Raw genomic sequence first — 22,539 nt, 5'->3', positions numbered from 1 at the left:
TAGACGGGATTAAGTAAAGTGAATTGTTGATTTAATAAAGGGCGCTCCCCATAATGAGATCATGAACGCAAGCACCGACAAGATCCTGTTTCTGCTCAAGAGCCATGGCCCGCAGAGCGCCGCCGCGCTGGGGGAGCAGTTGCAGATGACCTCCATGGGCGCCCGCCAGCACCTGCTCGCACTGGAGCAGGAGGGGTGGGTCACATTCAGCGACGAGGCGCGCGGGCGCGGTCGTCCCGTGCGGCTGTGGCAGCTCACCGAGCAGGCCTGGCAGCGCTTCCCCGATAGCCATAGCGACCTGACCGTGCAGCTGATCGACAACGTGCGCGAGCTGTTTGGCGAGGAGGGGATGGAGCGGCTGATCCAGCAGCGGGAGCTGCAGATGCTTGCTCGCTATCAGGAGGCGCTGGGGTCCCATGGCCTCTCTGGCCGGTTGGCGGCGCTCAAGGAGCTGCGCAGCCGCGAGGGCTATATGGCGGAGATCCGCCGCGAAGAGGATGGCAGCTGGCTGCTGTGGGAGAGCCACTGTCCCATCTGTGCGGCGGCGCGCACCTGCCGCGGTTTCTGTCGCAGCGAACTGGCGCTGTTTCGCCAGCTGCTGGCGCCGGCGACGGTGGAGCGGGAGCAATATTTGCTGGAGGGGGCGCATCGCTGCCTCTATCGCATCACGCCGCCCGCGCTCTGATTTCGTCAAACGCCCAAAAACAACAAAGCAGGCGCCGGGATGCCTGCTTTGTTGCCTTCGGGGAGGAGGTTCTCTCGTTCCAGCCCGTCGTTTCCCGATAAGGTAAGACGGCTGATGGGGCTCTTGACCCGGTAAGGTCCTTCACCGCAGAGACCCGGTCAGGTATCTGCTTTGCCACCGGAAGATGTAACCATAGTATCCCTCCCGTGCCGGTGAGTGGTTGCAAAGTAACCACTTATTTCGGTTGTTTTTGCAATAGTTCACCCTTAATCTAGGAAAAGTGGATTAGTCATTGCAACGAGGAAGGGTAAATGCTGAAACTTGATCGCATAGACAGACATATTCTCGAGCTGATGCAGGAGAATGGCCGCATCAGCAATCTGGAACTGGCCGAGTTGGTCGGGCTCTCGCCGTCCCCCTGCTCCCGCCGGGTCAAGGCGCTGGAGGATGCCGGTCTCATCGACACCCACGTTACTCTGCTCAACGCCCGCCAGCTTGGCCTCACCCTCACCGCCTACATTCACATTTCCATGGACAGACACACGCCCGAGCGGTTCGAAAACTTCGATCGCGCCATCAGCGAACTGCCCGAAGTGCTGGAGTGTGACCTCATCACCGGCAATGATGCCGACTACCAACTCAAGGTGGTGGTGCGCGACATGGAGCACTATCAGCACTTCTTGCTGGACAAGCTGACCCATATTCCGGGGGTGACCGGAGTGCGCTCCAGCTTCGTGCTGCGCCGCATCAAGCACAAGACGGCGCTGCCGCTCAACCATCTGGGGTGAGCCCGCGCAAGCCGCTTATAGAAACAGAAAGAGGAGGCCAGTGGCCTCCTCTTTTGCTATTCGCTCTTGGTTATTCGGTAGTGGTTATCGGGTCTGGATTAGCTGTCGCGGTGACGGGGCGACTGCCGCTGTCAGACGCTGACCTGGCTGATGTCTTCCACCTGCAGCAGCCAGCCGCTCTGCTCCTGCTGCGGTTCGCCGCTGACCCGCAGCCGCTCGCCGGTCGGCACCCACTGCCCCTCGGGCAGGGAGACCAGCAGGCTCTCGCTGCCGTTGTCGAACAGCCAGCGATCTTCGCCAAGCGATTCAATCAGATAACCTTCCATCTCCACTCTGGACTCGGCTTGCCAGGATGGCGCAACGGAATCACGGCTCTCGATGAAATCCCCCTGAACACCAAAACTGGCTAGCCCCCACAGAATGGAGAGCCCGACGATGGATGTTTGCATCTTGTCTCTCCTCTTTTGGAACTGTAGGGCCAGTATGGGAACAGAAAACTGAGCGCACCATGAACAAGGTGGCAAAGTGCTGGCGAGATCGCGAAAAAATCCGGCCAATTGGCCAGTAGAGTCATTTTATGGTGTCTGGATCACACTATTTGGCGGCTTCTTCTGCCATCCGTTCAGCTCTTGGCTTATTCGTCCACATGGCTACCCCGCGATGATCCCCACAGATCCCCTCTGCCACCACGGCGCGAACCCGGGTGCCATCTTTGCAAATGGCCTGCCAGGCGTCGGCATCATCGATGGCGAGCGAGTTGGGGGGCGGCGTGGTTTGGCAAGCCGTGAGCAGCAGAGCGCACAGGGGGAGCAATTTTTTCATGGCGGACTCCTCGGGGTGATGGGGGACCGAGAGGATTGGGATGACCTCTCCATCCGGGCTTCACTCCCCAGCATCAGTGATAACCGGTTAAGGGGCAAGGGGAGGGGCCACCGACAGGTGCAGGTACCGTGCAGCCGGGGCTTGCCCTGTGCCCTTCTTGGGCCTAAGGTGGGGCCGTTTTACTGCCTTATTGAAGGAGCGTTTTCATGTCCACTCTCTATCCCCGCGTCGGGGTCGGCGTCATCCTGACCAACGCCCAAGGCCAGGTGCTGCTTGGCAAACGCAAAGGGAGCCATGCCCCCTACTGGTCGATCCCGGGTGGTCATCTGGAATTGGGGGAGAGCTTCGAGTCGGCGGCGATCCGCGAGGTAGCCGAGGAGACCGGACTTGAGATCCAAGGGCCCGAGGTCGTGGCGGTGACCAACAATCTGGATACCTGGCGCGAGAGCGGGTTGCACTATATCTCGGTGACACTGTACGCCCGGGCCGATGGCGAACCGCAACTGCTGGAGCCGGAGAAGTGCGAAGGCTGGGTCTGGTGCGATCCGTGCGAGTTGCCCGAGCCCCATTTCGACGCCAGCCGCCAATCCATCGCCTGCTGGCTGGCGGGACGCTGCTATCTGCCGGGTGATGTGCCCATGGTGTCGGCCGAATCAGTCTGATTGTCATAAAACGATCATCGCGCTGTCATAATATCCCCTCTCCATCGGGAGAATAGGGATGAGGGAGAAGAGCGTGGGACAGGTATTTATTCAGTTTTTATGGCTGGGATGCATCAGTTTTGGCGGCCCGGCCGCTCATATCGGCTATTTCCAGCGCACCTTCGTCCAGCGGCTCGGCTGGCTGACACAGGCCGAATTTGCCCGCCTGCTGGCGCTGTGCCAACTGCTGCCAGGGCCTGCCTCCAGCCAGCTTGGTTTCGCCATCGGTCGTCATCGCGCCGGTCTGGGTGGGGCGCTCTCTGCTTTTATTGGCTTCACGCTGCCCTCATTTCTTCTGCTACTGGCGGCTGCGATCGGCATCGGCCAGCTGGGCAGCAATCTGTGGCTCGATGCGGCGCTGCATGGCCTTAAACTGCTGGCGCTTATCGTGGTGGCCGATGCGGTGCTCACCATGAGTCGTCAGTTCTGTGCCACGGGAATGACCCAAGGGATTATGGTGGTGACCGCTGCTGCACTCTGGTGGCAGCCCAGTCTGCTGACTCAACTGTTGATGCTGGCGGGAGCGGCGCTGATCTGCGCCCGCAGCCAGCGCGGGGCGGGCAGTGTGCCAGCCTCCGCCGAGCAGCCTTCTGCCGCCAGCAGTCAGCCTCATTGGCCGACCCTGCTGCTGTTTGGCATCCTTTTTATCGGTCTGCCGCTGCTCGGTAGCCCGATTGGCCAGCTGGTTGCCGACTTCTATCGCGCCGGTAGTCTGGTGTTTGGCGGTGGCCATGTGGTGCTGCCGCTGCTGCAAGAGAGCGTGGGCCACACTCTCAACGAGCAGCAGTTTCTGACCGGTTACAGCCTGGCCCAGTTGGTGCCGGGCCCCATGTTTACCCTTGCCACCTATCTTGGCGCCCAGTTGCAGCCCGAGATGCCGATGATCGGGGCCCTGTTGGCGACCCTGGCGCTCTTTGCACCCGGCTTTCTGCTGCTCTGGGCGGTGGGCCCCTGCTGGCAACAGTGGCTGGCCCGGCCCCGTCTGGCGGGGGCTGTCACCGGCATCAATGCTGCCGTAGTGGGCTTGTTGCTGGCGGCCCTCTATCAGCCGGTGTGGCAGAGTGCGGTGCTGGCGCCGACCGATCTGGCGCTGGCGGCCATCGGCTTTTATCTGCTGCGGGTGTTGAAGTTGCCGGTGCCGGCCATCGCGGCCCTGTTGGTGATGGCTGCTATCCTGCTGGCGTGAAGCCGGTGAAATCCCGATAAAAACGGCGCCTCCGTGATGGAGGCGCCGTTTTTATTGCAATGGGTAAGCCGTTCAGACCTCGGGATCGAAATCCAGACTCAGGCTGTTGACGCAGTAGCGCTGGCCTGTCTCGGTCGGTCCGTCGGGGAAGACGTGACCGAGGTGAGAGCCGCACTGGCGGCAGGTGATCTCCACCCGCTTCATGCCGTGGCTGTTGTCTTCGGTGTACTCCACCGTCCCCTCGATGGCCTTGTCGAACGAGGGCCAGCCGCAGCCGGAATCAAACTTGGCTCCTGAGTGAAACAGCACGCTCTTGCAGCAGACACAGAGGTAGTCGCCGCTCTTGCGATTGTGGAGCAGGGCGCCGCTGTAGGGGCGCTCGGTGCCCTTCTCCCAGCAAACGTGAAACTGCTCGGGGGTCAGTTTGCTGCGCCACTGTTCCGGATTGTTACTGCTCATACCGACTCCTTGCCATCCATACCGGAGCCCAGCATAGCGGCTCCGTAAAGCTGACTCCAGCATGCCTCTTATGCTTTGCCTGTATCTGTGATCGAGGTGGCAACCATCTCCTCACCGGATGCAGGGAGAATTTCCTGCTGCGGTGGCTGGGCATCCTCCGCCGTGCTGGCCAGCGCCACCCGCTCCAGCAGTTTGAGGGAGTGGGCCCGGCCGACCGCCACCTGCCGTTTGATGTCATCGGGCAGGAAGGGCAGCCCATCGTTAGTGGCGGTGTCGATGGTCTGGATCCACTCCAGCCCTTCCCCCGGCGGGGGCAGGCGGAACTGGATATCGTAGTCGCTGGCGTTGAACAGCACGTACCAGCGCTCGCCGACACAGTTGATCATGCCGATATCCATGGCGAACGCCTGCCCCATGGGGGCGTGCCAATCCTGATCGGTGAGCTGGTGGCCGTCCGGGTGATACCAGTTGACCTGATGGCAGCTGGACGGGGTGCCATTCCAGCTGTCGTCGCTCAGTTGCAGGTTGGAGAAGACGCACGACTCCGCCCGCAGCGCCATCATCTGCTGGGTGAAGGCGAACAGCCGTTCATCCTCCGGTCGCCACTGCCAGTTGACCCAGCTGATCTGGTTGTCCTGACAGTAGGCGTTGTTGTTGCCAAGCTGGCTGCGGCCCATCTCGTCCCCGGCGAGGAAGTGCGGGGTCCCTTGCGACAGCAGCAGGGTGGCAATCAGATTGCGCTTCTGCTGCTGGCGCAGGCTGTTGACCCGCGGATCCAGGGTTGGCCCCTCTACCCCATGGTTATAGGAGAGGTTGTTGCCGTGACCATCCCGATTGTCTTCACCGTTGGCCTGATTGTGGCGCTGGTTGTAGGAGACCAGATCCTCCAGGGTGAAACCGTCGTGATAGCAGAGGTAGTTGACGCTGGTGTGGGGGGAGCGCCAGTTCTTCGGGAAAATATCCCGCGAGCCTACCAAGCGGGTGGCAAAGTCCCCCATCTTGCCCGCATCACCGCGCCAGAAGGCGCGCACCGTGTCGCGGTAGCGGTCGTTGATCTCCTGCCACTGGCTCGGGAATTGACCCAGCCGGTAGCCGAAGGGGCCGATATCCCAGGGTTCGGCGATGAGCTTGACCTGTGACAGCACAGGGTCGGCCATCACGGCCTTGAAGAAGGCGCCCATGGGCTCGAACTCCCCCGCTTCCCGCGCCAGCGTCACCGCCAGATCGAAACGGAAGCCATCCACCTGCATCTCGGTAACCCAGTAGCGCAGGGCATCGAGCACCAGTCGCAGGGTGTTGGGGTGATCCAGATTGACGCTGTTGCCACAGCCGGTCACGTTGGCGTGACGGGTGTAGTCCGGGCCGTGGGGGCCCGCTTCGAAGGCGTAGTAACCGGCGTTGTCAAAGCCCTTGAACGAGAGGGTAGGGCCGTCGAAGCCCGAGGCGGCAGTGTGGTTGTAGACCACATCCAGGATCACCTCGAGCCCGGCCCGGTGCAGCTCGCGCACCATGGTCTTGAACTCGGTCACCGCCTCGTCGGCCCTGGTGCTGTAGCGTGGCTCCGGGGCGAAGAAGGCAATGGGGTTGTAGCCCCAGTAGTTGGTCAGTCCCAACTGCTCCAGTCGCGGTTCCGACATGAAGGCGGCCACCGGCATCAGTTGCACCGAGGTGATACCGAGGCTCTTCATGTGCTCGATAACCAGCGGGTGACAGATGCCAAGATAGGTGCCCTGCAGCGCTTTGGGGATCCCCGGGTGCTGCTTGGTAAAGCCCTTGACGTGGGTCTCGTAGATAATGGTGCGGGCCGGACTGATCCCGGGTTTGCCAACCCCTTGCCAGTCAAAACTGTCATCCACTACCACCGACTTGGCAATCATCCCGGCACTATCACCCTGATAGAGGGCTTCATCCCAGTAGGTGGGACGACTGAGCGCCTTGGCGTAGGGGTCAATGAGCAGTTTTTGCGGATCGAACAGCATCCCCTCCTGCGGGGTGCCATAGACCCGATAGCCGTAGCGCTGACCGGCCTTTACGCCGCGCACGTAGCCAAAGCGATACTGGCCACGGCGGCCGGGCAACTCCAGCCGCATCAGCTCATGCTCCTGCTCGTCGTACAGGCAGATCTCCACCTTGTCCGACTGGGGGGCCCAGACGCAGAAGTGGCAACCGTTCTCGTCAAGGCGGGCCCCCAGCGGGTGGCCCACCCCTTTTTCCATTACAAGCATCAAGACTCCTGTTTGATAAACAAGGTCGCCAGCGGCGGCAGATCCAGCACTATGCTGTGTGCCATCCCCTGCCAGGGGGTCGGCTCGGCAGCGAACACCAGACCTACATCATAGTTACTGCCCCAGTAATACTCGCTGTCGGTGTTGAGCACCACCCGATAGTGGCCTGCCGCAGGGACGCCGATCCGATATTCGATACGGGGCACCGGGGTGAAGTTGCAAGCCACCACAATAGCCTGCTTGCCCTCTTTGTCCGCCCGCAGCCAGGCAAAGATGCTGTTGTCGGCATCGTTGTGATCCAGCCAGCGGAAGCCGGTCTGCTCATAATCGGCCTGATACAAGGCAGGCTCATGACGGTAGAGGTGGTTGAGATCGTGGATCAGCCGCTGCTGACCGGCATGCTTGGGATATTGCAGCAGGTGCCAGGGCAGTTGGGCATCGTGGTTCCACTCGTTGCTTTGGGCCAGTTCGGTGCCCATGAAATTGAGCTTCTTGCCCGGGTGGGCGTACATAAAGCCCATGTAGGCTCGCAAGTTGGCGGCTTGCTGCCACTCGTCGCCCGGCATCTTGTAGAGCATGGAGTGCTTGCCGTGCACCACCTCGTCGTGGGAGAGCGACAGGATGAAGTTCTCGTCATAGTGGTAAACCATGGAGAAGGTCATGTCGTTGTGGTGGTAGCGACGGTGGATCGGCTCTTTCTGCATATAGGTAAGGGTGTCGTGCATCCAGCCCATATTCCACTTGAAGCCAAAGCCGAGGCCGCCGAGGAAGGTGGGGCGGGATACCCCGGCAAAGGCGGTGGACTCTTCGGCTATGGTCATGGCGTGGGGATACTTGCCGTAGACCTCCTCGTTGGTCCACTTGAGCAGGCTGATCGCCTCGTAGTTGTGGTTGCCGCCATCGACGTTCGGTACCCACTCACCGGCGTTGCGGGAGTAGTCCAGATAGAGCATGGAGGCGACCGCATCCACCCGCAGTCCGTCGATGTGGAACTTGTCGAGCCAGAACAGGGCGCTCGCCACCAGGAACTGGCGCACTGTGTCGCGGCCAAAGTCGTAGATGTAGGAGTTCCAGTCCGGGTGCCAGCCACGGCGCGGATCTTCATATTCGTAGAGCGGGGTGCCATCGAAACGGGCCAGGCCGTGGGCATCGGACGGGAAGTGGGCGGGCACCCAGTCCAGAATGATGCCGATCCCGGCCTGGTGGCACTGGTCGACGAAGTATTTGAAATCATCAGCGGTGCCGTAGCGGCTGGTGGGGGAGAACATGCCCACCGGCTGGTAGCCCCAGGAGCCGCTGAAGGGGTGCTCGGAGACCGGCAGCAGCTCGATGTGGGTGTACTCCATCTCCTTGACGTAGGCGACCAGCTCCACTGCCAGTTCACGCCAGCTCAGGCTGTCGCCGTTGGGGTGGCGTTTCCAGGAGCCGACGTGCAGCTCATAGATGGAGAGCGGCTGCTCGCGTTTGTCGTTGTGCTGGCTGGCAATCCACTCGGCATCCTGCCACTGGTACTGGGCGTGGTCATAGACCACGGAGGCGAACGACGGATACTGCTCGCAGTAAAAGCCGACCGGATCGCTCTTGTGGGGCAGCCGGTTGCCCATGGGGTCTTTGAGCTCAAACTTGTAGCGATCCCCGGCCTTGAGGCCCGGCACAAACAGCACCCAGTGACCGCAGAGGCTGCGCTGCATCGGGTGGCGGCGGCCATCCCAGAAGTTGAAATCGCCGATGAGGCTCACGGCGGTGGCGCTCGGCGCATAGACCGCAAAACGCACCCCTTCCACCTGCTGGCCAAGATGCTCCACGGTGCGCAGCTGGGCGCCAAGGGTGTGATAGAGGTTTTCCGGCTGGGCGGTCAGTTCGGCCAGGCCTGCCCAGGCGGCATCCTGAAACTGATAGGGGTCGATGACCTCGGTGGTGGCATCTTGGTAGCTGGCGAGCAGCTGATAGGGGAAGGAGTTTTTGCGGCGGGTGAAAACAGTTTCAAAAAGACCCGATTCATCGGTGGGCGCCAGGGTGGCAACGACTTTGCCCGACTTGAGATCCTTGACGCGAACTTCGAGGGCATCAGGCAACCAGGCGGTCAGTTTGAGGCCGGGCCCATCCGGATTGGCCTGCAGGCCTAAGTGAGAGAAGGGATCGGAACAGCGGGCAGCAACCAAACGTTCAACGAGCATCGAGATTTCCTTTCATGACAGAGCATCCACTCCGGCCGAAGCCGGAGTGGATTTAGGTGAGAGCGCTGTGGGAGACAGCGTCTCAACGACTGGCCTCATCACGGGCTTGGCTCATCTTGCCAGCCAGTGCCTTGAGTGCCTCATTGGCAAAAATATCTTCCAGATCAGCGGAAAGCTTGCGGCGCCAGTTGGGGTATTCGTAACTGGTGCCCGGTACGTTGACCGGCTTGTCCATCTCCAGCCAGTCTTCCAGCTGGGTACTGAACAGGGCACAGCTGCCGCGGGACATATGGATCTGCAGACCGTGGTTGAGTTCGGTGTTCATGCCGACCCAGTTCACGTCATGACTGATGTTGTCAGAGATGACCTTGTGGGCATGCAGGCTGTCGAGGATCCGCTGTTTGGCCTGGTGGCGATCAGCATACAGAGTCTTCAGCACATCTTCATCCGGATACAGACCCAGTTGACGGCCGAGCGCCAGATCATCGCAGTGCCAGAAGCCCTTGAGAGTCGGCATGTCGTGGGTGGTCAGGGCTGACATCGCCTGCTCGGTGTAGTGCGCCGGGGAGATAAAGCCGCCATCTTCCTTGGAGCGCTCGAAGAAGAACACCTTGTAGGAGTGGACGCCGTTCTCTTTCAGAGTCACGTCGATCCCCTCCGGCACGGTGCCCAGATCCTCGCCGATCAGCAGGCACTGATTGCGGTGGGATTCGAGAGCCAGAATGCCCAGCAGATCGTTGACCGGATAGTAGATGTAGGCGCCCTTGGCGGCGGACGCTCCGGGCGGTACCCACCACAGGCGCAGCAGTGCCATCACGTGGTCGATGCGCAGTGCGCCGCAGGAGCGCATGTTGGCACGGAACAAGTCCACCATCGGCTGGTAGGCCGCTTCAAACAGCTTGTTCGGGTTCATCGGGGGCAGGCCCCAGTTCTGACCGAGCGGGCCGAGGATATCGGGCGGCGCACCGACAGAGGCTTTCGGGCAGTAGAGATCCTGGTTTGCCCAGATCTCGGTGGAGCCTTCGGAGACGCCCACCGCCAGATCCCGGTAGATACCCATCACCATGCCGGCAGCTTTGGCACGGGCATCGGCTTGCGCCAATTGCTCATCAGCCAGGAACTGCAGATAGAGATAGAAGTTTACATCTTGCGGGTGCTCGGCCATCCAGGCGGCAACGGCAGGGTTGTGGTAATCGCGCAGCTCCTGCGGCCATACCGGCCAGCCCCAGGCATTTTCGCCTTTGGCATAGAAGTGGGCCTGCAGGGCATCAAATGCAGCCTGCTGTTGCAGGCTGTCGCCACCGGCGGCGACGAAGGCATCGAAGGCGGCCTGACGTTCGGCGCTCAGGGTGGCATCGTCGAACACCTGACGCAGCATGCCGATCTTGGTCTCGATGACGCCGGTGTAATCGACGTTCTCTTTGGCGCGCAGATCGGCCAGATGCTGCTGGAAGGCAGGACTTGCCACTTCCGCTTTCAGGCGATCGTTCTGCTGGAATTCGGGCACCGCTTCCACATTGATATAGGCTACGTTGAGCCAGCGACGGGAAGAGGGGCTGTAGGGACTGGCGCTCTCCGGATTGGCCGGATAGAGGGCGTGGATAGGGTTGAGGCCGACGAAGTGGGCACCCCAGGCGGCGGCTTTCTCAACCAGCTGGCCCAGATCGCTGAAGTCACCGATACCCCAGTTATGGCGGCTGCGCAGGCAGTAAAGCTGCACGCTCGGACCCCATACCTTGCGGCCATCGGCAATCGGCGCCTGCTTGTAGCAGGCCTTGGGGGCAACGATGAGGCGCATGGTGGCCAGCGGCTCGTCATTGCCCTCTTCCAGCAACACCAGCTGGTGATAACCCAGCTCCGGGGCCATATCCAGCGTGACGCGATAGGCCTGGCACTCCATCTCTTCAAATTCGGCCACGCCGACCAGCTCACCCTCGATGGGGGTGAATTGACCGGACAGCACTGCACCCTGCTCCTGCTGGAGCTGCCAGGTGAGGGCGTCGTTGACGAATTCGATGGGGAGGCGAACCTCAAGGGTAACGGCGTCGCCGGTGCGAACCACCATCACAGGATCCAGCGCCCGCAGCCAGTGCTGGCGATGCTCCTCTTCCAGCTGCTGCACCAGTGCGGCCTCGTCATCGACGCGGTAGCCCATGGCGCCCAGCATGGCGGCCTTGCTCTCTTCTGATACCTGGGCCGGGTGGCCCCAGGCATCGACATACTCGCTGGCGATACCTTTTGCGGCAGCCAGCTGTTCAATCAGGGTGGTCATAGTTTGAGAATTCCCGCTGTGGATTCTATCTATACTATTTTGTTTGATTTTTATGGGGTGGTACTTGAACAGTGGCTCTTTGGCCATGCTAAACCGCGCACATTTTTACATATCTCTGTGAATGGTTGTGTGACCGAGTAGGCACTATTGTTGATATCTGCGCGATGCCACGAACTGGCACTTTTTTCGTCAAAACGTGGTAATCAGTTACATAAACAGAAAATTAATTTCACAGTTTTTCATGATATAGCGCAATTTCAGACAGAATGTTGGTTGACTCACCGGAGAGTTCTAGTAAATTTACAAGCGGAATTTTCTTTGACTACTGAACAGTTAGGTAACTAAATATGACTATCAAAGTAGGTATTAACGGTTTTGGCCGTATCGGTCGTTTCGTATTCCGTCTGGCTTGCGAGCGTGCAGACATCGAAGTTGTTGGTATCAACGACCTGATCGATGTTGACTACATGGCTTACATGCTGAAGTACGATTCAACTCACGGTCGTTTCAACGGTACCGTTGAAGTTAAAGACGGCAACCTGGTTGTAAACGGCAAAACCGTACGTGTTACCGCTGAGCGTGACCCGGCCAACCTGAAGTGGGGCGAAATCGGTGTTGACGTTGTTGCTGAAGCTACCGGTCTGTTCCTGACCGACGAGACTGCTCGTAAGCACATCGCTGCTGGTGCCAAGAAAGTTGTTCTGACTGGCCCGTCCAAAGACGCCACCCCGATGTTCGTAATGGGTGTTAACGACTCTACCTACGCTGGCCAGGACATCGTTTCCAACGCTTCCTGCACCACCAACTGCCTGGCACCGATCGCCAAGGTTCTGAACGATACCTTCGGTATCGAGTCTGGCCTGATGACCACCGTTCACGCTACCACTGCTACCCAGAAGACCGTTGATGGTCCGTCTGCCAAAGACTGGCGCGGTGGCCGCGGTGCGGCTCAGAACATCATCCCGTCCTCTACCGGTGCAGCCAAAGCTGTTGGCGTAGTTATCCCGGAACTGAAAGGCAAGCTGACCGGTATGGCTTTCCGTGTTCCGACTCCGGACGTGTCTGTTGTTGACCTGACCGTTAACCTGAAGAAAGCTGCCACCTACGCAGAAATCTGCGAAGCGATGAAAGCTGCTTCCGAAGGCGCTATGAAAGGCGTTCTGGGCTACACCGAAGACGAAGTTGTATCTACCGACTTCCTGGGTGAGCGTCAGACCTCCGTATTCGACGCCAAGGCTGGTATCCAGCTGAACGACAAATTCGTTAAAGTTGTATCCTGGTACGACAACGAAATGGGCTACTCCAGCAAAGTTCTGGACCTGATCGCTCACATCTCCAAGTAATTTGGGATGCGCAATCGCGTAGCTTGAAAAAGGCGGCCATTGGCCGCCTTTTTGTTTTTCGGTTTCCCCTGATGACAGGAGTCCACATGCAATCCATTCGTCCCCTGACAGCCAATTGCAAGCTTGCCAACAATGCGGCCGGTCTGCCGGTTCTCACCATTAATAACGACTATGCCAAGGCCGAGATCAGCCTGTTTGGCGCCCATGTGCTGAGCTATCAGCGTCATGGCGAGTCGGCCTCTATCTGGCTGAGCGACAAAGCGGTGCTGGATGGCAGCAAGCCTGTTCGTGGTGGTATCCCGATCTGCTGGCCCTGGTTTGGCCCGGCGCCCGCCCGCGTCGGTAGCGGCAAGCCCTCCCACGGTTTTGCCCGTACCACCCTCTGGATGCTGGACGGGGTCTCCGATCACGCTGACGGCACGCTTGTTCATCTTTCCCTGCGCGACAGCGATGCAACCCGCGCCCTGTGGGATCACCCCTTCGAGCTGGAACTGGACGTGCTGGTGGGCAAAGAGCTTTCGCTGGTGCTGACCACTCGCAACACAGGTGCTCAGCCATTGACCTATAGCGGTGCGCTGCACACCTATTTGCAGATCAGCGCACCAGAGGCGGTAAGCGTCACCGGCCTGGGCGAGCCCTATGCCGACAAGCTGACCGGACAGGATGCCAAGCAGCAGGGGGCATTGACCCTGAGCGGGCCGCTGGATCGGGTCTACTGGCAGCCAGAGGCGCTGGTGAGCGTGCAGGATGGTGAGCGCGAGATCCGGGTTGTCAGTGGCAACCACGACAGCGTGGTGGTCTGGACCCCCTGGCTGGAAGGGGCCACCGCCATGGCCGACATGAGCGACGATGGCTATCGCACCATGCTCTGCGTCGAAGCAGCAATCGCTGGCGAGGCGGGTGTGACCGTTGCGCCGGATGAAGAGCACAGCCTCTCCACCGTGATCATCTGAGCAGGATGAGGTTCAGATAAATAAAGAGGGCTCCCGCGGGAGCCCTCTTTGCATCTCGTGACGGTGGCAATCAGGCGTTGCCCTGGGTCTTGAGCTTGAGTTCGGCTGCGAAATTGAGCATTCGGTCGAGCGGAATGAGGGCCTTTACCCGCAGCGCTTCATCGACATGGATCTCGTGGCGCTCGGCACCGTCGGTGAGCGCCTCCTTGATCGCCACCAGACCGTTCATCGCCATCCAGGGGCAGTGGGCGCAGCTGCGGCAGGTAGCGCCATCGCCACCGGTCGGTGCTTCCACCATCTCTTTCTCCGGACAGGCCTGCTGCATCTTGTAGAAGATGCCCCGATCGGTCGCCACGATCAGCTTCTGCTGGGGCAGCTCTTTGGCCGCCTTGATCAGCTGGCTAGTGGAGCCCACCGCATCGGCCAGCTCGATCACCGAGGCGGGGGATTCCGGATGAACCAGCACGGCGGCGTCCGGATTCTGCTCTTTCAGCTCGCGCAGGGCACGGGCCTTGAACTCGTCGTGGACGATGCAGTGGCCCTGCCAGCGCAGCATCTGCGCCCCGGTCTTCTTCTCGATATAGGCGCCCAGATGGCGATCCGGGCCCCAGATGATCTTGTGACCCAGACTGTCGAGGTGTTCGACGATCTCCAGCGCAATGCTGGAGGTCACCACCCAGTCAGCCCGCGCTTTGACCGCAGCCGATGTATTGGCGTAGACCACCACGGTATGGTCGGGATTGGCATCGCAGAAGGCGGAGAACTGTTCGATGGGACAGCCCAGATCGAGGGAGCATTCGGCCTCCAGAGTCGGCATCAGCACCCGCTTGTGGGGGCTCAGGATCTTGGAGGTCTCGCCCATGAAACGTACCCCGGCGACGATCAGGGTCTGCGCCTCGTGATCGCGACCAAAGCGGGCCATCTCCAGCGAGTCACCGACGAAACCGCCGGTGGCTTCGGCCAGCGCCTGGATCTCGGGATCCGTGTAGTAGTGGGCGACCAGTACCGCTTTGCGCTCCTTGAGCAGCGCCTTGATTTCTGTGGTCAAGGTCGTTCTCTGCTCGGCACTCAGGGGAAGAGGTTTGGCCGGAAAGGGGTAGTCCATCGCGACTACCGGCGGGACACTGCTCAGTGCATTGCTCATTGCGACTGTTCCATCAACGCTCGGGAAGGCAAAAATTATAACCAGAAGCCTGCCACAAACCCATCAACAAATCGGGTGAAGCGCAAGTGGGCGAATATACTCAAGTAATTCGTTGTTATTCTGCCATAAGGAGTTGTCGCATGAAGCAACGTTCCCTCAAGTTCAAGTTGTTGTGCCTTACCATGGGGCTCTTTCTGCTGACCGGGCTGGCCATGACCCTGTTGCAATCGGCCTCTTTCAGCTCCCTTCGCAACATGGTGATGACCCAGACCAGCGATGCACTGGAAGAGGAGGTCTCCCGCAGCCTGCAGTATCAGGCAGAGCGCTATGCCATCCAGATTGCCTCGCTGATGCAGAACTCCTATCAGATCCCCCTGACCGTGACCGCCCAGATTGAAGCCGGGATGGTCAAACCGGAACTGCGCTTGTCGCGGCCCCAAGTGGAGTCTCTGCTCGGCAGCAGCCTGCAGCAGGCGAGCGGGATCAGCTCCATTTATGCCCAGTTTGAACCGGATGGCTATGATGGCGAGGATGGCAACTGGCTGGGCGGGGCCAGCCACTCGGTGGCAAGCAAGGGGAGTCTGGAGGTCTATTTCACCAAGGATCAGGGAGGGGCCGTCGCCCAGCAAGCGGTGGACGCCGCTGCCAGCGAGGCCAAGTTTGATACCTCCCTCAACGAGTTCGGCATTCGCAACAGCGAGTGGTATCTCTGTGGCCGCGATACCCGCCAGCCCTGCCTGATGGAGCCCTACCTCTACGAAATCAGCCCGGGCAACAAGATGCTGATGACCAGCCTGACGGTGCCCGTGCTGCGTGACGGCAAGTTTGTCGGGCTGGCCGGAGTGGATATGAACCTGCCCATCTTCCAGCAACTAGCTGAAAACCTTGGCAAGAGCCTCTATGACAACAAGGCGGATGTGACTCTGGTCAGCAAGATGGGGCTGATTGTGGGCAGCAACCGCTATGCCGACAAGCTGGGCCGTCCACTCAAGGAGGTGGGCCTGACCCTGCCTGACGGTCAGCCGGTCAGCAGCGACAGTGACTTCATTCTTCATCAGCCCATCCGGGTTGAGGCAGCCAATACCCAGTGGTGGTTGATGATCAAGGTGCCCAAGGCGCTGGCGCTCGGCAAGGCTCACGCCATCAGCAATGAACTGGGCACCCTGCTGGTGGATGCCCAGCGGCAGCAGATCATCGCCATGGGCGGGATTACCCTGTTGGTGCTGGGGCTGCTGGTCTGGTTTATCCAGACCATCACAGCGCCACTTTCTCTTATCAGCCGCCATGTGGGCCATCTCTCCAGCAACGAGGGGGACCTGACCCAGCAGATGGAGATCGACACCCATCAGGAGCTGATCGATCTGGGTTCTCAGCTCAATGCCTTCCTCGGCAAGCTGCGGGGCATGGTGCAAATGAGCAAGGGGATTGGTCAGCAGGTCTACCAGCAGGCGCGGGAGATGAAACATACCGCCGACACCATGCGCAGTAGTCTGGACGAGCAGAATCTGGAGCTGGAGAGCGTGGTGAGCGCCATGCATCAGATGAGCACCACGGCAGTCAGCGTGGCGGGTTATGCCGAGCAGGCGGCGCAGGAGTCGGAAGCGGCGACCCACCACATCAATACCGCCCAGCAGACCCTCAGCAATGCTCGCAACGAGATCCATACTCTGGTCGGCGATATGCATGAGGCGGATAAAGCGGTGGCGCTGGTGGCCCAGCGCAGCACCAATATCAGCCGGATCCTCGATGTGATCCGTGCCATTGCCGAGCAGACCAATCTGCTGGCCCTCAATGCCGCCATCGAAGCGGCACGTGCGGGTGATATGGGCCGTGGCTTTGCTGTGGTGGCGGATGAGGTAAGGGCGCTGGCCAACAAGACCCGTGAATCGACCGACGAGATCGGCCAGCTGATTGGTAGCCTGCAAACAGAGGTGAGCAGCAGTCAACGTCTGATGAATACCGGCATCGAGCGCTCCACCACCACGGTGCAGGGCACCGAGCAGGCGTTCGAGGCGCTCAATCGGGTGGTGGCGCAGATCCAGCAGATCCACGACCACATCAGTCAGGTGGCTACCGCCGCCGAGCAGCAGAGCGCCGTCAGTGACGATATCAACAAGAATTTGATGCGGATCGGTGATACCGCCAACGTGATTGGGCAGGAGGCCAGCTCCAGCCATCAACTGAGCGAGGCGCTGGAGCAAGCGGCCACGGCGCTCGCCAGTCAGCTCGATCGGCTGCGTACCTGAGTGGCAGCCAGAGAGACAAAAGCCCGCGAGCGATCGCGGGCTTTTTTATGACTCGACGGCAGAGTTGCGTCAGTTGCGGGGTTCAACCAGCAGGATGTGGGAGTCGGCCCCCACTACCCTGACCTTGCTGCCCGCAGGCAGCGACTCGTCGCAGCGCACCGTCCAGACCGTATCGTCCAGATGCACCCGGCTGGTGCCCTGGGTGACATCATCCAGCAGGGTCAGCTCGCGGCCCATATAGCTCTGCATCCGCTCGTTGATGGTGCTGGCGGCATCCTGACCCGAGTTGTCGCGCTGGTGCTGCCAGCGCCACCAGGCCCAGGTGGTGAGCAGGGATTGCACCGCAAACAGAAGCAACTGTGCCTGCCAACCAAAGGGCCAGATCAGCAGCAGTAGCCCCACTTCCAGCGCGGCGATGCCGGTCCAGAGCAAAAAGCCCACCGAGCCGAGCACCTCGATGGCCAGCAGAATGAAGCCGAGTCCCAGCCAGTGCCAGTGGGTCAGCCCCTCTAACAGGGCTGTCATGACTTGCTGCCCTTGCCATCTTTGTTGAACAGCTCGGCCATGCCAGCCACAGAGCCAATCAGGCTGCCTGCTTCCAGCGGCATCATGATGATCTTGCTGTTGGGGCCTTCACCGATGCGGGCCAGTGCCTCGGTATATTTCTGGGCCACGAAGTAGTTGATGGCCTGCAGATCTCCGGCGGCGATGGCTTGGGATACCATATGAGTCGCCTTGGCTTCCGCCTCGGCAGCCCGCTCCCGCGCTTCTGCGGCGAGGAAGGCGGCCTGACGCTCACCCTCGGCTTTGAGGATCTGGGACTGCTTCTCGCCTTCCGCTTTCAGGATTTTGGACTGGCGCACCCCTTCGGCCTCCAGTACCTCGGCCCGTTTCTGGCGCTCGGCCTTCATCTGGGCGTTCATCGCCTCGACCAGTGCCAGCGGTGGGCGCACATCTTTAATCTCGATGCGGGTCACCTTGATGCCCCAGGGGGCGGTGGCGGCATCCATGGTGCGCAGCAGTTTCTCGTTGATGGTGTCGCGCTGGGAGAGCATCTCGTCCAGCTCCATGGCACCGAGCACGGTGCGCATATTGGTCATGGTGAGATTGCGGATGGCGCTGGTGAGATCGTTGACCTCATAACCCGCTTTGCGGGCATCCACCACCTGCACAAAGCTGATGGCGTCGATGGTGACGTTGGCGTTATCGCGGGAGATCACCTCTTGTGCCGGGATATCCAGCACCTGCTCCATCATGATGATCTTGTGGCCGACCCGATCCACGTAGGGGATCAGCAGGTTGAGGCCCGGGGTCAGGGTGCGGGTGTAGCGGCCGAAGCGCTCCACCGTCCAGTTGTAGCCCTGGGGCACTATCTTGATGCCCGCGCTCAGGGTGGCGAGCACCAGGAACACGAAAATCCCTAGCACAATCAATGATTCATTCATCATTTAGCTCCTTATGAAACACAGTCCCTAGCCTATGGTCTGGCGTCAGGTACCACAAGTGACTTTGTACGCCTTTGTCATGAATTGGCTTTGCTAATTACCAAAACGCATTAAAAAGCATTTTTTATTATTTTGAGGGATAAGCTGCCCTGCCTATAGTCGCCCCATATTAGTCGTGTTCCGAGGGATGGGCCGAAATGGATTATTTACCTATGTTTGCCAAGTTGGAAGGCCGCCCGGTACTGCTGGTGGGCGGGGGCGAGGTTGCCCTGCGCAAGGCGCGCCTGCTGCTGGCAGCCGGTGCCCGGCTGACCCTGGTCTCCCCGGAGCTTGAACCGGAATTTGCGGAATTCACCGGTCGTTTTACCCATCTGGCGGAGCGTTTTACCCCTGCCCATCTGGCAGGCCAGATTTTGGTGGTGGCGGCGACCGACAACGTCGAAGTCAACGCACTGGTTTATCAAAGTGCCAATCAGCTGGGCCTGTTCGTGAACGTGGTGGATGACCCCAAGCGCTCCAGCTTTATCTTCCCCTCGATCATTGATCGCTCGCCGCTGATGGTGGCGGTCTCCAGCGGCGGCAAGGCGCCGGTGCTGGTGCGCTTGCTGCGCGAGCGGCTGGAGAGCCTGCTGCCGCGCCATCTTGGCGGGCTGACCGAGCTCTCCGGCCGGGTCCGTGACAAGGCCAAGCGGGTGCTCTCTTCCATATCCGACCGCCGCCGCTTCTGGGAGCGCGCCTTTGCCTCCAACACCCTCGCCAGCCTGATTGAAAAAGAGGATTGGCAAGGGGCCGAGCAGTGGCTGAGTGATGGCCTCGATCAGGCGAAAAGCGAAGTGGGCGAAGTGGTCTTGGTCGGCGCGGGCCCTGGCGATCCGGGCCTGTTGACCCTCAAGGCGCTGCAACAGATTCAACAGGCCGAAGTGGTGCTCTACGACCAGCTGGTCTCCGCCGAGATCCTCGATCTGGTGCGTCGTGATGCCACTCTGGTGTCGGTCGGCAAGAAGGCGGGCGCCCACAGCGTGCCGCAGGAGGAGACCAATCGCCTGCTGGTGGAATACGCCAAGGCGGGCAACCGGGTGGTGCGGCTGAAAGGGGGCGATCCCTTTATGTTTGGCCGGGGTGGCGAGGAGCTGGAAGTGCTGGCCGATGAAGGAATCCCCTTCTCGGTGGTGCCCGGCATCACGGCCGCCGCCGGTGCCACCGCCTATGCCGGCATTCCGCTCACTCACCGTGATTACGCCCAGAGCGCCGTCTTTATCACTGGCCATTGCCAGAAAGAGGGCAAGGAGCCCGACTGGCAGCAGCTCGCTGCTACCAGTCAGACCCTGGTCATCTACATGGGGCTGATGCGCTCCGAGCATATCCAGCAGCAGCTGGTGGAGCATGGCCGCAGCACATCTACCCCCATCGCCATCATCGAGCGCGGCACCACATCCCGCCAGCGGGTGCTGACCGGCACGCTGGCCGACTTGGCTGAGCTTGCCAAACAGGCGGTGAGCCCGTCGCTTATCGTCATCGGCGAAGTGGTCGCCCTGCGCGATCGGCTCGCCTGGTTTGGAGAAAAAAGCGGGGAAAAGAGCGGCCAGCAGCAGCGCGCTAACCCGGATCTCGATGGCTGCGACCTCAAGCTGGTGCAGCTGGCCTGACCGAGAAAGAGATATTTGATGCGGCTGCCAGCGCGGCCGCGCACTGAACCACCCAGCGCCCCGAGCAGGCGCATAAGCAATGACCCGAGGACCAACATGGACCGTGAAAGATTGACACATCTGCAGCAGCTGGAAGCCGAGAGCATCCATATCATCCGCGAGGTGGCTGCCGAATTTGAAAACCCGGTGATGATGTACTCCATCGGCAAGGACTCCTCCGTCATGTTGCATCTGGCCCGCAAGGCCTTCTATCCGGGCAAGATCCCGTTCCCCTTGCTTCACGTCGATACCGACTGGAAGTTCAAGGAGATGATCAAGTTCCGCGACGAGACCGCCAAGAAGTACGGGCTGGATCTTATCGTCCACAAGAACCCGGAAGGGCTCGCCATGGGCATCAATCCCTTCGTCCACGGCAGTGGCAAGCACACCGACATCATGAAGACCGAGGGGCTCAAGCAGGCGCTCAACAAATACGGCTTCGACGCAGCCTTCGGTGGCGCCCGTCGCGACGAGGAGAAGTCCCGCGCCAAGGAGCGGGTCTACTCCTTCCGTGACAAGTCCCACCGCTGGGATCCGAAGAACCAGCGCCCGGAGCTGTGGCGCGTTTACAACAGCCAGGTCAACAAGGGGGAGAGCATCCGGGTGTTCCCGCTCTCCAACTGGACCGAGCTGGATATCTGGCAATACATCTATCTGGAAAAGATCGACATAGTGCCGCTCTACTTCGCCGCTTACCGTCCGGTGGTGGAGCGCAACGGCATCAAGATCATGGTGGATGACGATCGTATGCCCATCGGCCCGGAAGACGAAGTGAAGCAGGAGCTGGTTCGTTTCCGCACCCTCGGTTGCTACCCGCTGACCGGGGCCATCGAATCTGATGCCACCACCTTGCCGGAAATTATTGAAGAGATGCTGCTCACCACTTCGAGCGAGCGGCAAGGGCGGCTGATTGACCACGATCAGGCCGGCTCCATGGAGCAGAAGAAGCGTCAGGGATATTTCTAAGGAGTCGTCAGCATGAACAGCCATATTCAGACCGCCATCACCGAACAGGGCATTGAAGCCTATCTGCACGCCCAGCAGCACAAGAGTCTGCTGCGTTTTCTCACCTGCGGCAGCGTGGATGACGGCAAGAGCACCCTTATCGGTCGCCTGCTGCACGACTCCCAGCAGATTTATGAAGATCAGCTCAAAGCGCTGGAGTCCGACAGCCAGAAGCTGGGCACCACCGGCGAGAAGCTGGACTTGGCGCTGCTGGTGGATGGCCTGCAAGCAGAGCGCGAGCAGGGCATCACCATCGACGTGGCCTACCGCTACTTCTCCACCGCCAAGCGCAAATTTATCATCTCGGATACCCCGGGCCACGAGCAGTACACCCGCAACATGGCCACCGGCGCCTCCACTTGCGATCTGGCCATCATCCTGATCGACGCCCGCAAAGGCGTGCTGGATCAGACCCGCCGCCACAGCTTTATCGCGAGCCTGCTCGGCATCAAGCAGTTCGTGGTGGCAGTCAACAAGATGGATTTGGTGGAGTTCAGTCAGGAGGTGTTCGAGCGCATCAGTGCCGACTACCGCGAGTTCGCCAAGAAGCTCAGCGTCGACACCATCCATATCGTGCCGGTCTCGGCGCTGGACGGTGACAACGTGGTCAACCAGAGCGACAAGCTGGCTTGGTATCAGGGCGAAACCCTGCTTGCTCTGCTGGAGTCTGCCGAGGTTGAGCGCGAGCTGGAGCGCCATCCGGTACGCCTGCCGGTGCAGTATGTGAACCGCCCCAACCTCGATTTTCGCGGCTTCGCGGGCACGCTTGCCTCCGGCATTCTGCGGGTCGGCGACCGGCTTGCGGTGCTGCCGTCGGGCAAGGAGAGCACAGTCACTCGCATCGTCACCTTCGACGGCGATCTGGAGTACGCCCTGCCGGGTCAGGCCATCACGGTCACCTTTGCCGACGAGATCGACATCAGCCGCGGCGACCTGCTGGTGGATGCCGCCAAGCGGCCGCAAGTGACCCAGAATGTGCTGGCCCATATCGTCTGGATGGGGGAGGAGTCCCTGCAACCGGGCCGGGTCTACGACGTCAAACTGGCCACCAAGAAGAGCCGTGGTCAGGTGGAGGCTATCCGCCACCGCATCGAGATCAACAAGCTGGACGAGCTGCCTGCGAGCGAGCTCAAGCTCAACGAGATTGGCCTGTGCGAGCTCAGCCTCACCGACCCGGTGGCGTTCGACCCGTATCAGGAGATCCGCGATACCGGCAGCTTTATCCTGATCGACCGGCTGACCAACGTCACCGTCGGCGCCGGCATGATAGTGGAAGGCTTGGCGGCCAAAGCGGCAAAAGGGCACTACAGCGAGTTTGAGATCGAGCTCAACGCCCTGGTGCGCAAGCACTTCCCGCACTGGCAAGCCCTTGCCATCGGTAACGACACAAGCAAGGAGTAAGC

The 22,539-nt window shown here is 60.5% G+C and carries 19 protein-coding genes; 10 read left to right on the top strand and 9 right to left on the bottom strand.

Annotated elements, in window-relative coordinates; translation table 11 throughout:
• Positions 1-61: 61 nt before the first annotated feature.
• Positions 62-685 (top strand): metalloregulator ArsR/SmtB family transcription factor, encoded by a 624-nt coding sequence (locus I6L35_RS02790; protein ID WP_216979485.1) that lies wholly within the window; start codon positions 62-64, stop codon positions 683-685.
• A 311-nt stretch (positions 686-996) separates the two neighbouring features.
• The gene (locus I6L35_RS02785; protein ID WP_005304871.1) at positions 997-1,473 is read left to right on the top strand and encodes an Lrp/AsnC family transcriptional regulator; all 477 of its coding nucleotides are present in this window, start codon (positions 997-999) and stop codon (positions 1,471-1,473) included.
• Positions 1,474-1,604: 131 nt separating this feature from the next.
• Here the strand turns inward: I6L35_RS02785 and I6L35_RS02780 are convergent, their stop codons facing one another.
• Positions 1,605-1,922, bottom strand: coding sequence for a hypothetical protein (locus I6L35_RS02780; protein WP_005343224.1), 318 nt, complete (start codon positions 1,920-1,922; stop codon positions 1,605-1,607).
• Positions 1,923-2,067: 145 nt separating this feature from the next.
• Positions 2,068-2,295: a hypothetical protein gene (locus I6L35_RS02775; RefSeq protein ID WP_005335715.1), complete on the bottom strand. Its 228-nt coding sequence runs from the start codon at positions 2,293-2,295 to the stop codon at positions 2,068-2,070.
• 206 nt (positions 2,296-2,501) lie between these two features.
• On the opposite strand from I6L35_RS02775, the gene I6L35_RS02770 reads away from it, so the two are divergent.
• Together I6L35_RS02770 and chrA are read left to right on the top strand one after the other, a co-directional pair.
• Positions 2,502-2,957 (top strand): NUDIX hydrolase, encoded by a 456-nt coding sequence (locus I6L35_RS02770; RefSeq protein WP_216979484.1) that lies wholly within the window; start codon positions 2,502-2,504, stop codon positions 2,955-2,957.
• 58 nt (positions 2,958-3,015) lie between these two features.
• Complete coding sequence (gene chrA, locus I6L35_RS02765) at positions 3,016-4,182, top strand: chromate efflux transporter (RefSeq protein ID WP_216979483.1); 1,167 nt, start codon at positions 3,016-3,018, stop codon at positions 4,180-4,182.
• A 72-nt stretch (positions 4,183-4,254) separates the two neighbouring features.
• Here the strand turns inward: chrA and msrB are convergent, their stop codons facing one another.
• The 4 genes from msrB to malQ form a co-directional block, all read right to left on the bottom strand.
• Entirely contained in the window at positions 4,255-4,641 is a 387-nt protein-coding gene (gene msrB, locus I6L35_RS02760; RefSeq protein ID WP_005362957.1) for a peptide-methionine (R)-S-oxide reductase MsrB, read from the bottom strand.
• 68 nt (positions 4,642-4,709) lie between these two features.
• Positions 4,710-6,866, bottom strand: coding sequence for a glycogen debranching protein GlgX (gene glgX / locus I6L35_RS02755; RefSeq protein ID WP_216952050.1), 2,157 nt, complete (start codon positions 6,864-6,866; stop codon positions 4,710-4,712).
• Positions 6,866-9,043 (bottom strand): 1,4-alpha-glucan branching protein GlgB, encoded by a 2,178-nt coding sequence (glgB, locus tag I6L35_RS02750; RefSeq protein WP_216979482.1) that lies wholly within the window; start codon positions 9,041-9,043, stop codon positions 6,866-6,868. Before glgB ends, glgX begins: the two co-directional genes overlap by 1 nt.
• An 82-nt stretch (positions 9,044-9,125) precedes the next feature.
• Positions 9,126-11,315: a 4-alpha-glucanotransferase gene (gene malQ / locus I6L35_RS02745; RefSeq protein ID WP_216952049.1), complete on the bottom strand. Its 2,190-nt coding sequence runs from the start codon at positions 11,313-11,315 to the stop codon at positions 9,126-9,128.
• 347 nt (positions 11,316-11,662) lie between these two features.
• Here malQ and gap point away from each other — a divergent pair, with 347 nt between their 5' ends.
• Both gap and I6L35_RS02735 read left to right on the top strand, forming a co-directional pair.
• Entirely contained in the window at positions 11,663-12,658 is a 996-nt protein-coding gene (gene gap, locus I6L35_RS02740) for a type I glyceraldehyde-3-phosphate dehydrogenase (RefSeq protein WP_158112746.1), read from the top strand.
• A gap of 86 nt (positions 12,659-12,744) precedes the next feature.
• Positions 12,745-13,611 carry a D-hexose-6-phosphate mutarotase gene (locus I6L35_RS02735; RefSeq protein ID WP_216979481.1) on the top strand — a complete coding sequence of 289 codons (867 nt, stop codon included), beginning with the start codon at positions 12,745-12,747 and terminating at the stop codon, positions 13,609-13,611.
• 70 nt (positions 13,612-13,681) lie between these two features.
• Here I6L35_RS02735 and nadA read toward each other — a convergent pair whose 3' ends face one another.
• A complete protein-coding gene (gene nadA, locus I6L35_RS02730; protein WP_005343233.1) occupies positions 13,682-14,755 on the bottom strand; it encodes a quinolinate synthase NadA in 1,074 nt (357 codons plus the stop codon).
• Positions 14,756-14,895: 140 nt separating this feature from the next.
• Here nadA and I6L35_RS02725 point away from each other — a divergent pair, with 140 nt between their 5' ends.
• Positions 14,896-17,001, top strand: coding sequence for a methyl-accepting chemotaxis protein (locus I6L35_RS02725; RefSeq protein ID WP_216979480.1), 2,106 nt, complete (start codon positions 14,896-14,898; stop codon positions 16,999-17,001).
• Between the two features lie 69 nt (positions 17,002-17,070).
• Here the strand turns inward: I6L35_RS02725 and I6L35_RS02720 are convergent, their stop codons facing one another.
• Both I6L35_RS02720 and I6L35_RS02715 read right to left on the bottom strand, forming a co-directional pair.
• A complete protein-coding gene (locus I6L35_RS02720; protein WP_005335704.1) occupies positions 17,071-17,526 on the bottom strand; it encodes an NfeD family protein in 456 nt (151 codons plus the stop codon).
• Complete coding sequence (locus tag I6L35_RS02715; RefSeq protein WP_159164778.1) at positions 17,523-18,446, bottom strand: SPFH domain-containing protein; 924 nt, start codon at positions 18,444-18,446, stop codon at positions 17,523-17,525. Before I6L35_RS02715 ends, I6L35_RS02720 begins: the two co-directional genes overlap by 4 nt.
• A gap of 197 nt (positions 18,447-18,643) precedes the next feature.
• On the opposite strand from I6L35_RS02715, the gene cysG reads away from it, so the two are divergent.
• The 3 genes from cysG (at position 18,644) to cysN (ending at position 22,537) form a co-directional block, all read left to right on the top strand.
• The gene (cysG, locus tag I6L35_RS02710) at positions 18,644-20,092 is read left to right on the top strand and encodes a siroheme synthase CysG (RefSeq protein WP_216979479.1); all 1,449 of its coding nucleotides are present in this window, start codon (positions 18,644-18,646) and stop codon (positions 20,090-20,092) included.
• 96 nt (positions 20,093-20,188) lie between these two features.
• A complete protein-coding gene (gene cysD, locus I6L35_RS02705; protein ID WP_100645123.1) occupies positions 20,189-21,097 on the top strand; it encodes a sulfate adenylyltransferase subunit CysD in 909 nt (302 codons plus the stop codon).
• A gap of 12 nt (positions 21,098-21,109) precedes the next feature.
• On the top strand, positions 21,110-22,537 hold the full coding sequence (gene cysN / locus I6L35_RS02700) for a sulfate adenylyltransferase subunit CysN (RefSeq protein ID WP_216979478.1): 1,428 nt from the start codon (positions 21,110-21,112) through the stop codon (positions 22,535-22,537).
• Positions 22,538-22,539: the final 2 nt, after the last annotated feature.

The sequence above is a fragment of the Aeromonas sp. FDAARGOS 1405 genome, assembly GCF_019048265.1.
Lineage (GTDB): Bacteria > Pseudomonadota > Gammaproteobacteria > Enterobacterales > Aeromonadaceae > Aeromonas > Aeromonas veronii_A.
Note: the sequence above shows the minus strand (reverse complement) of the source record. Positions and strands in the feature narration are given on the sequence as shown.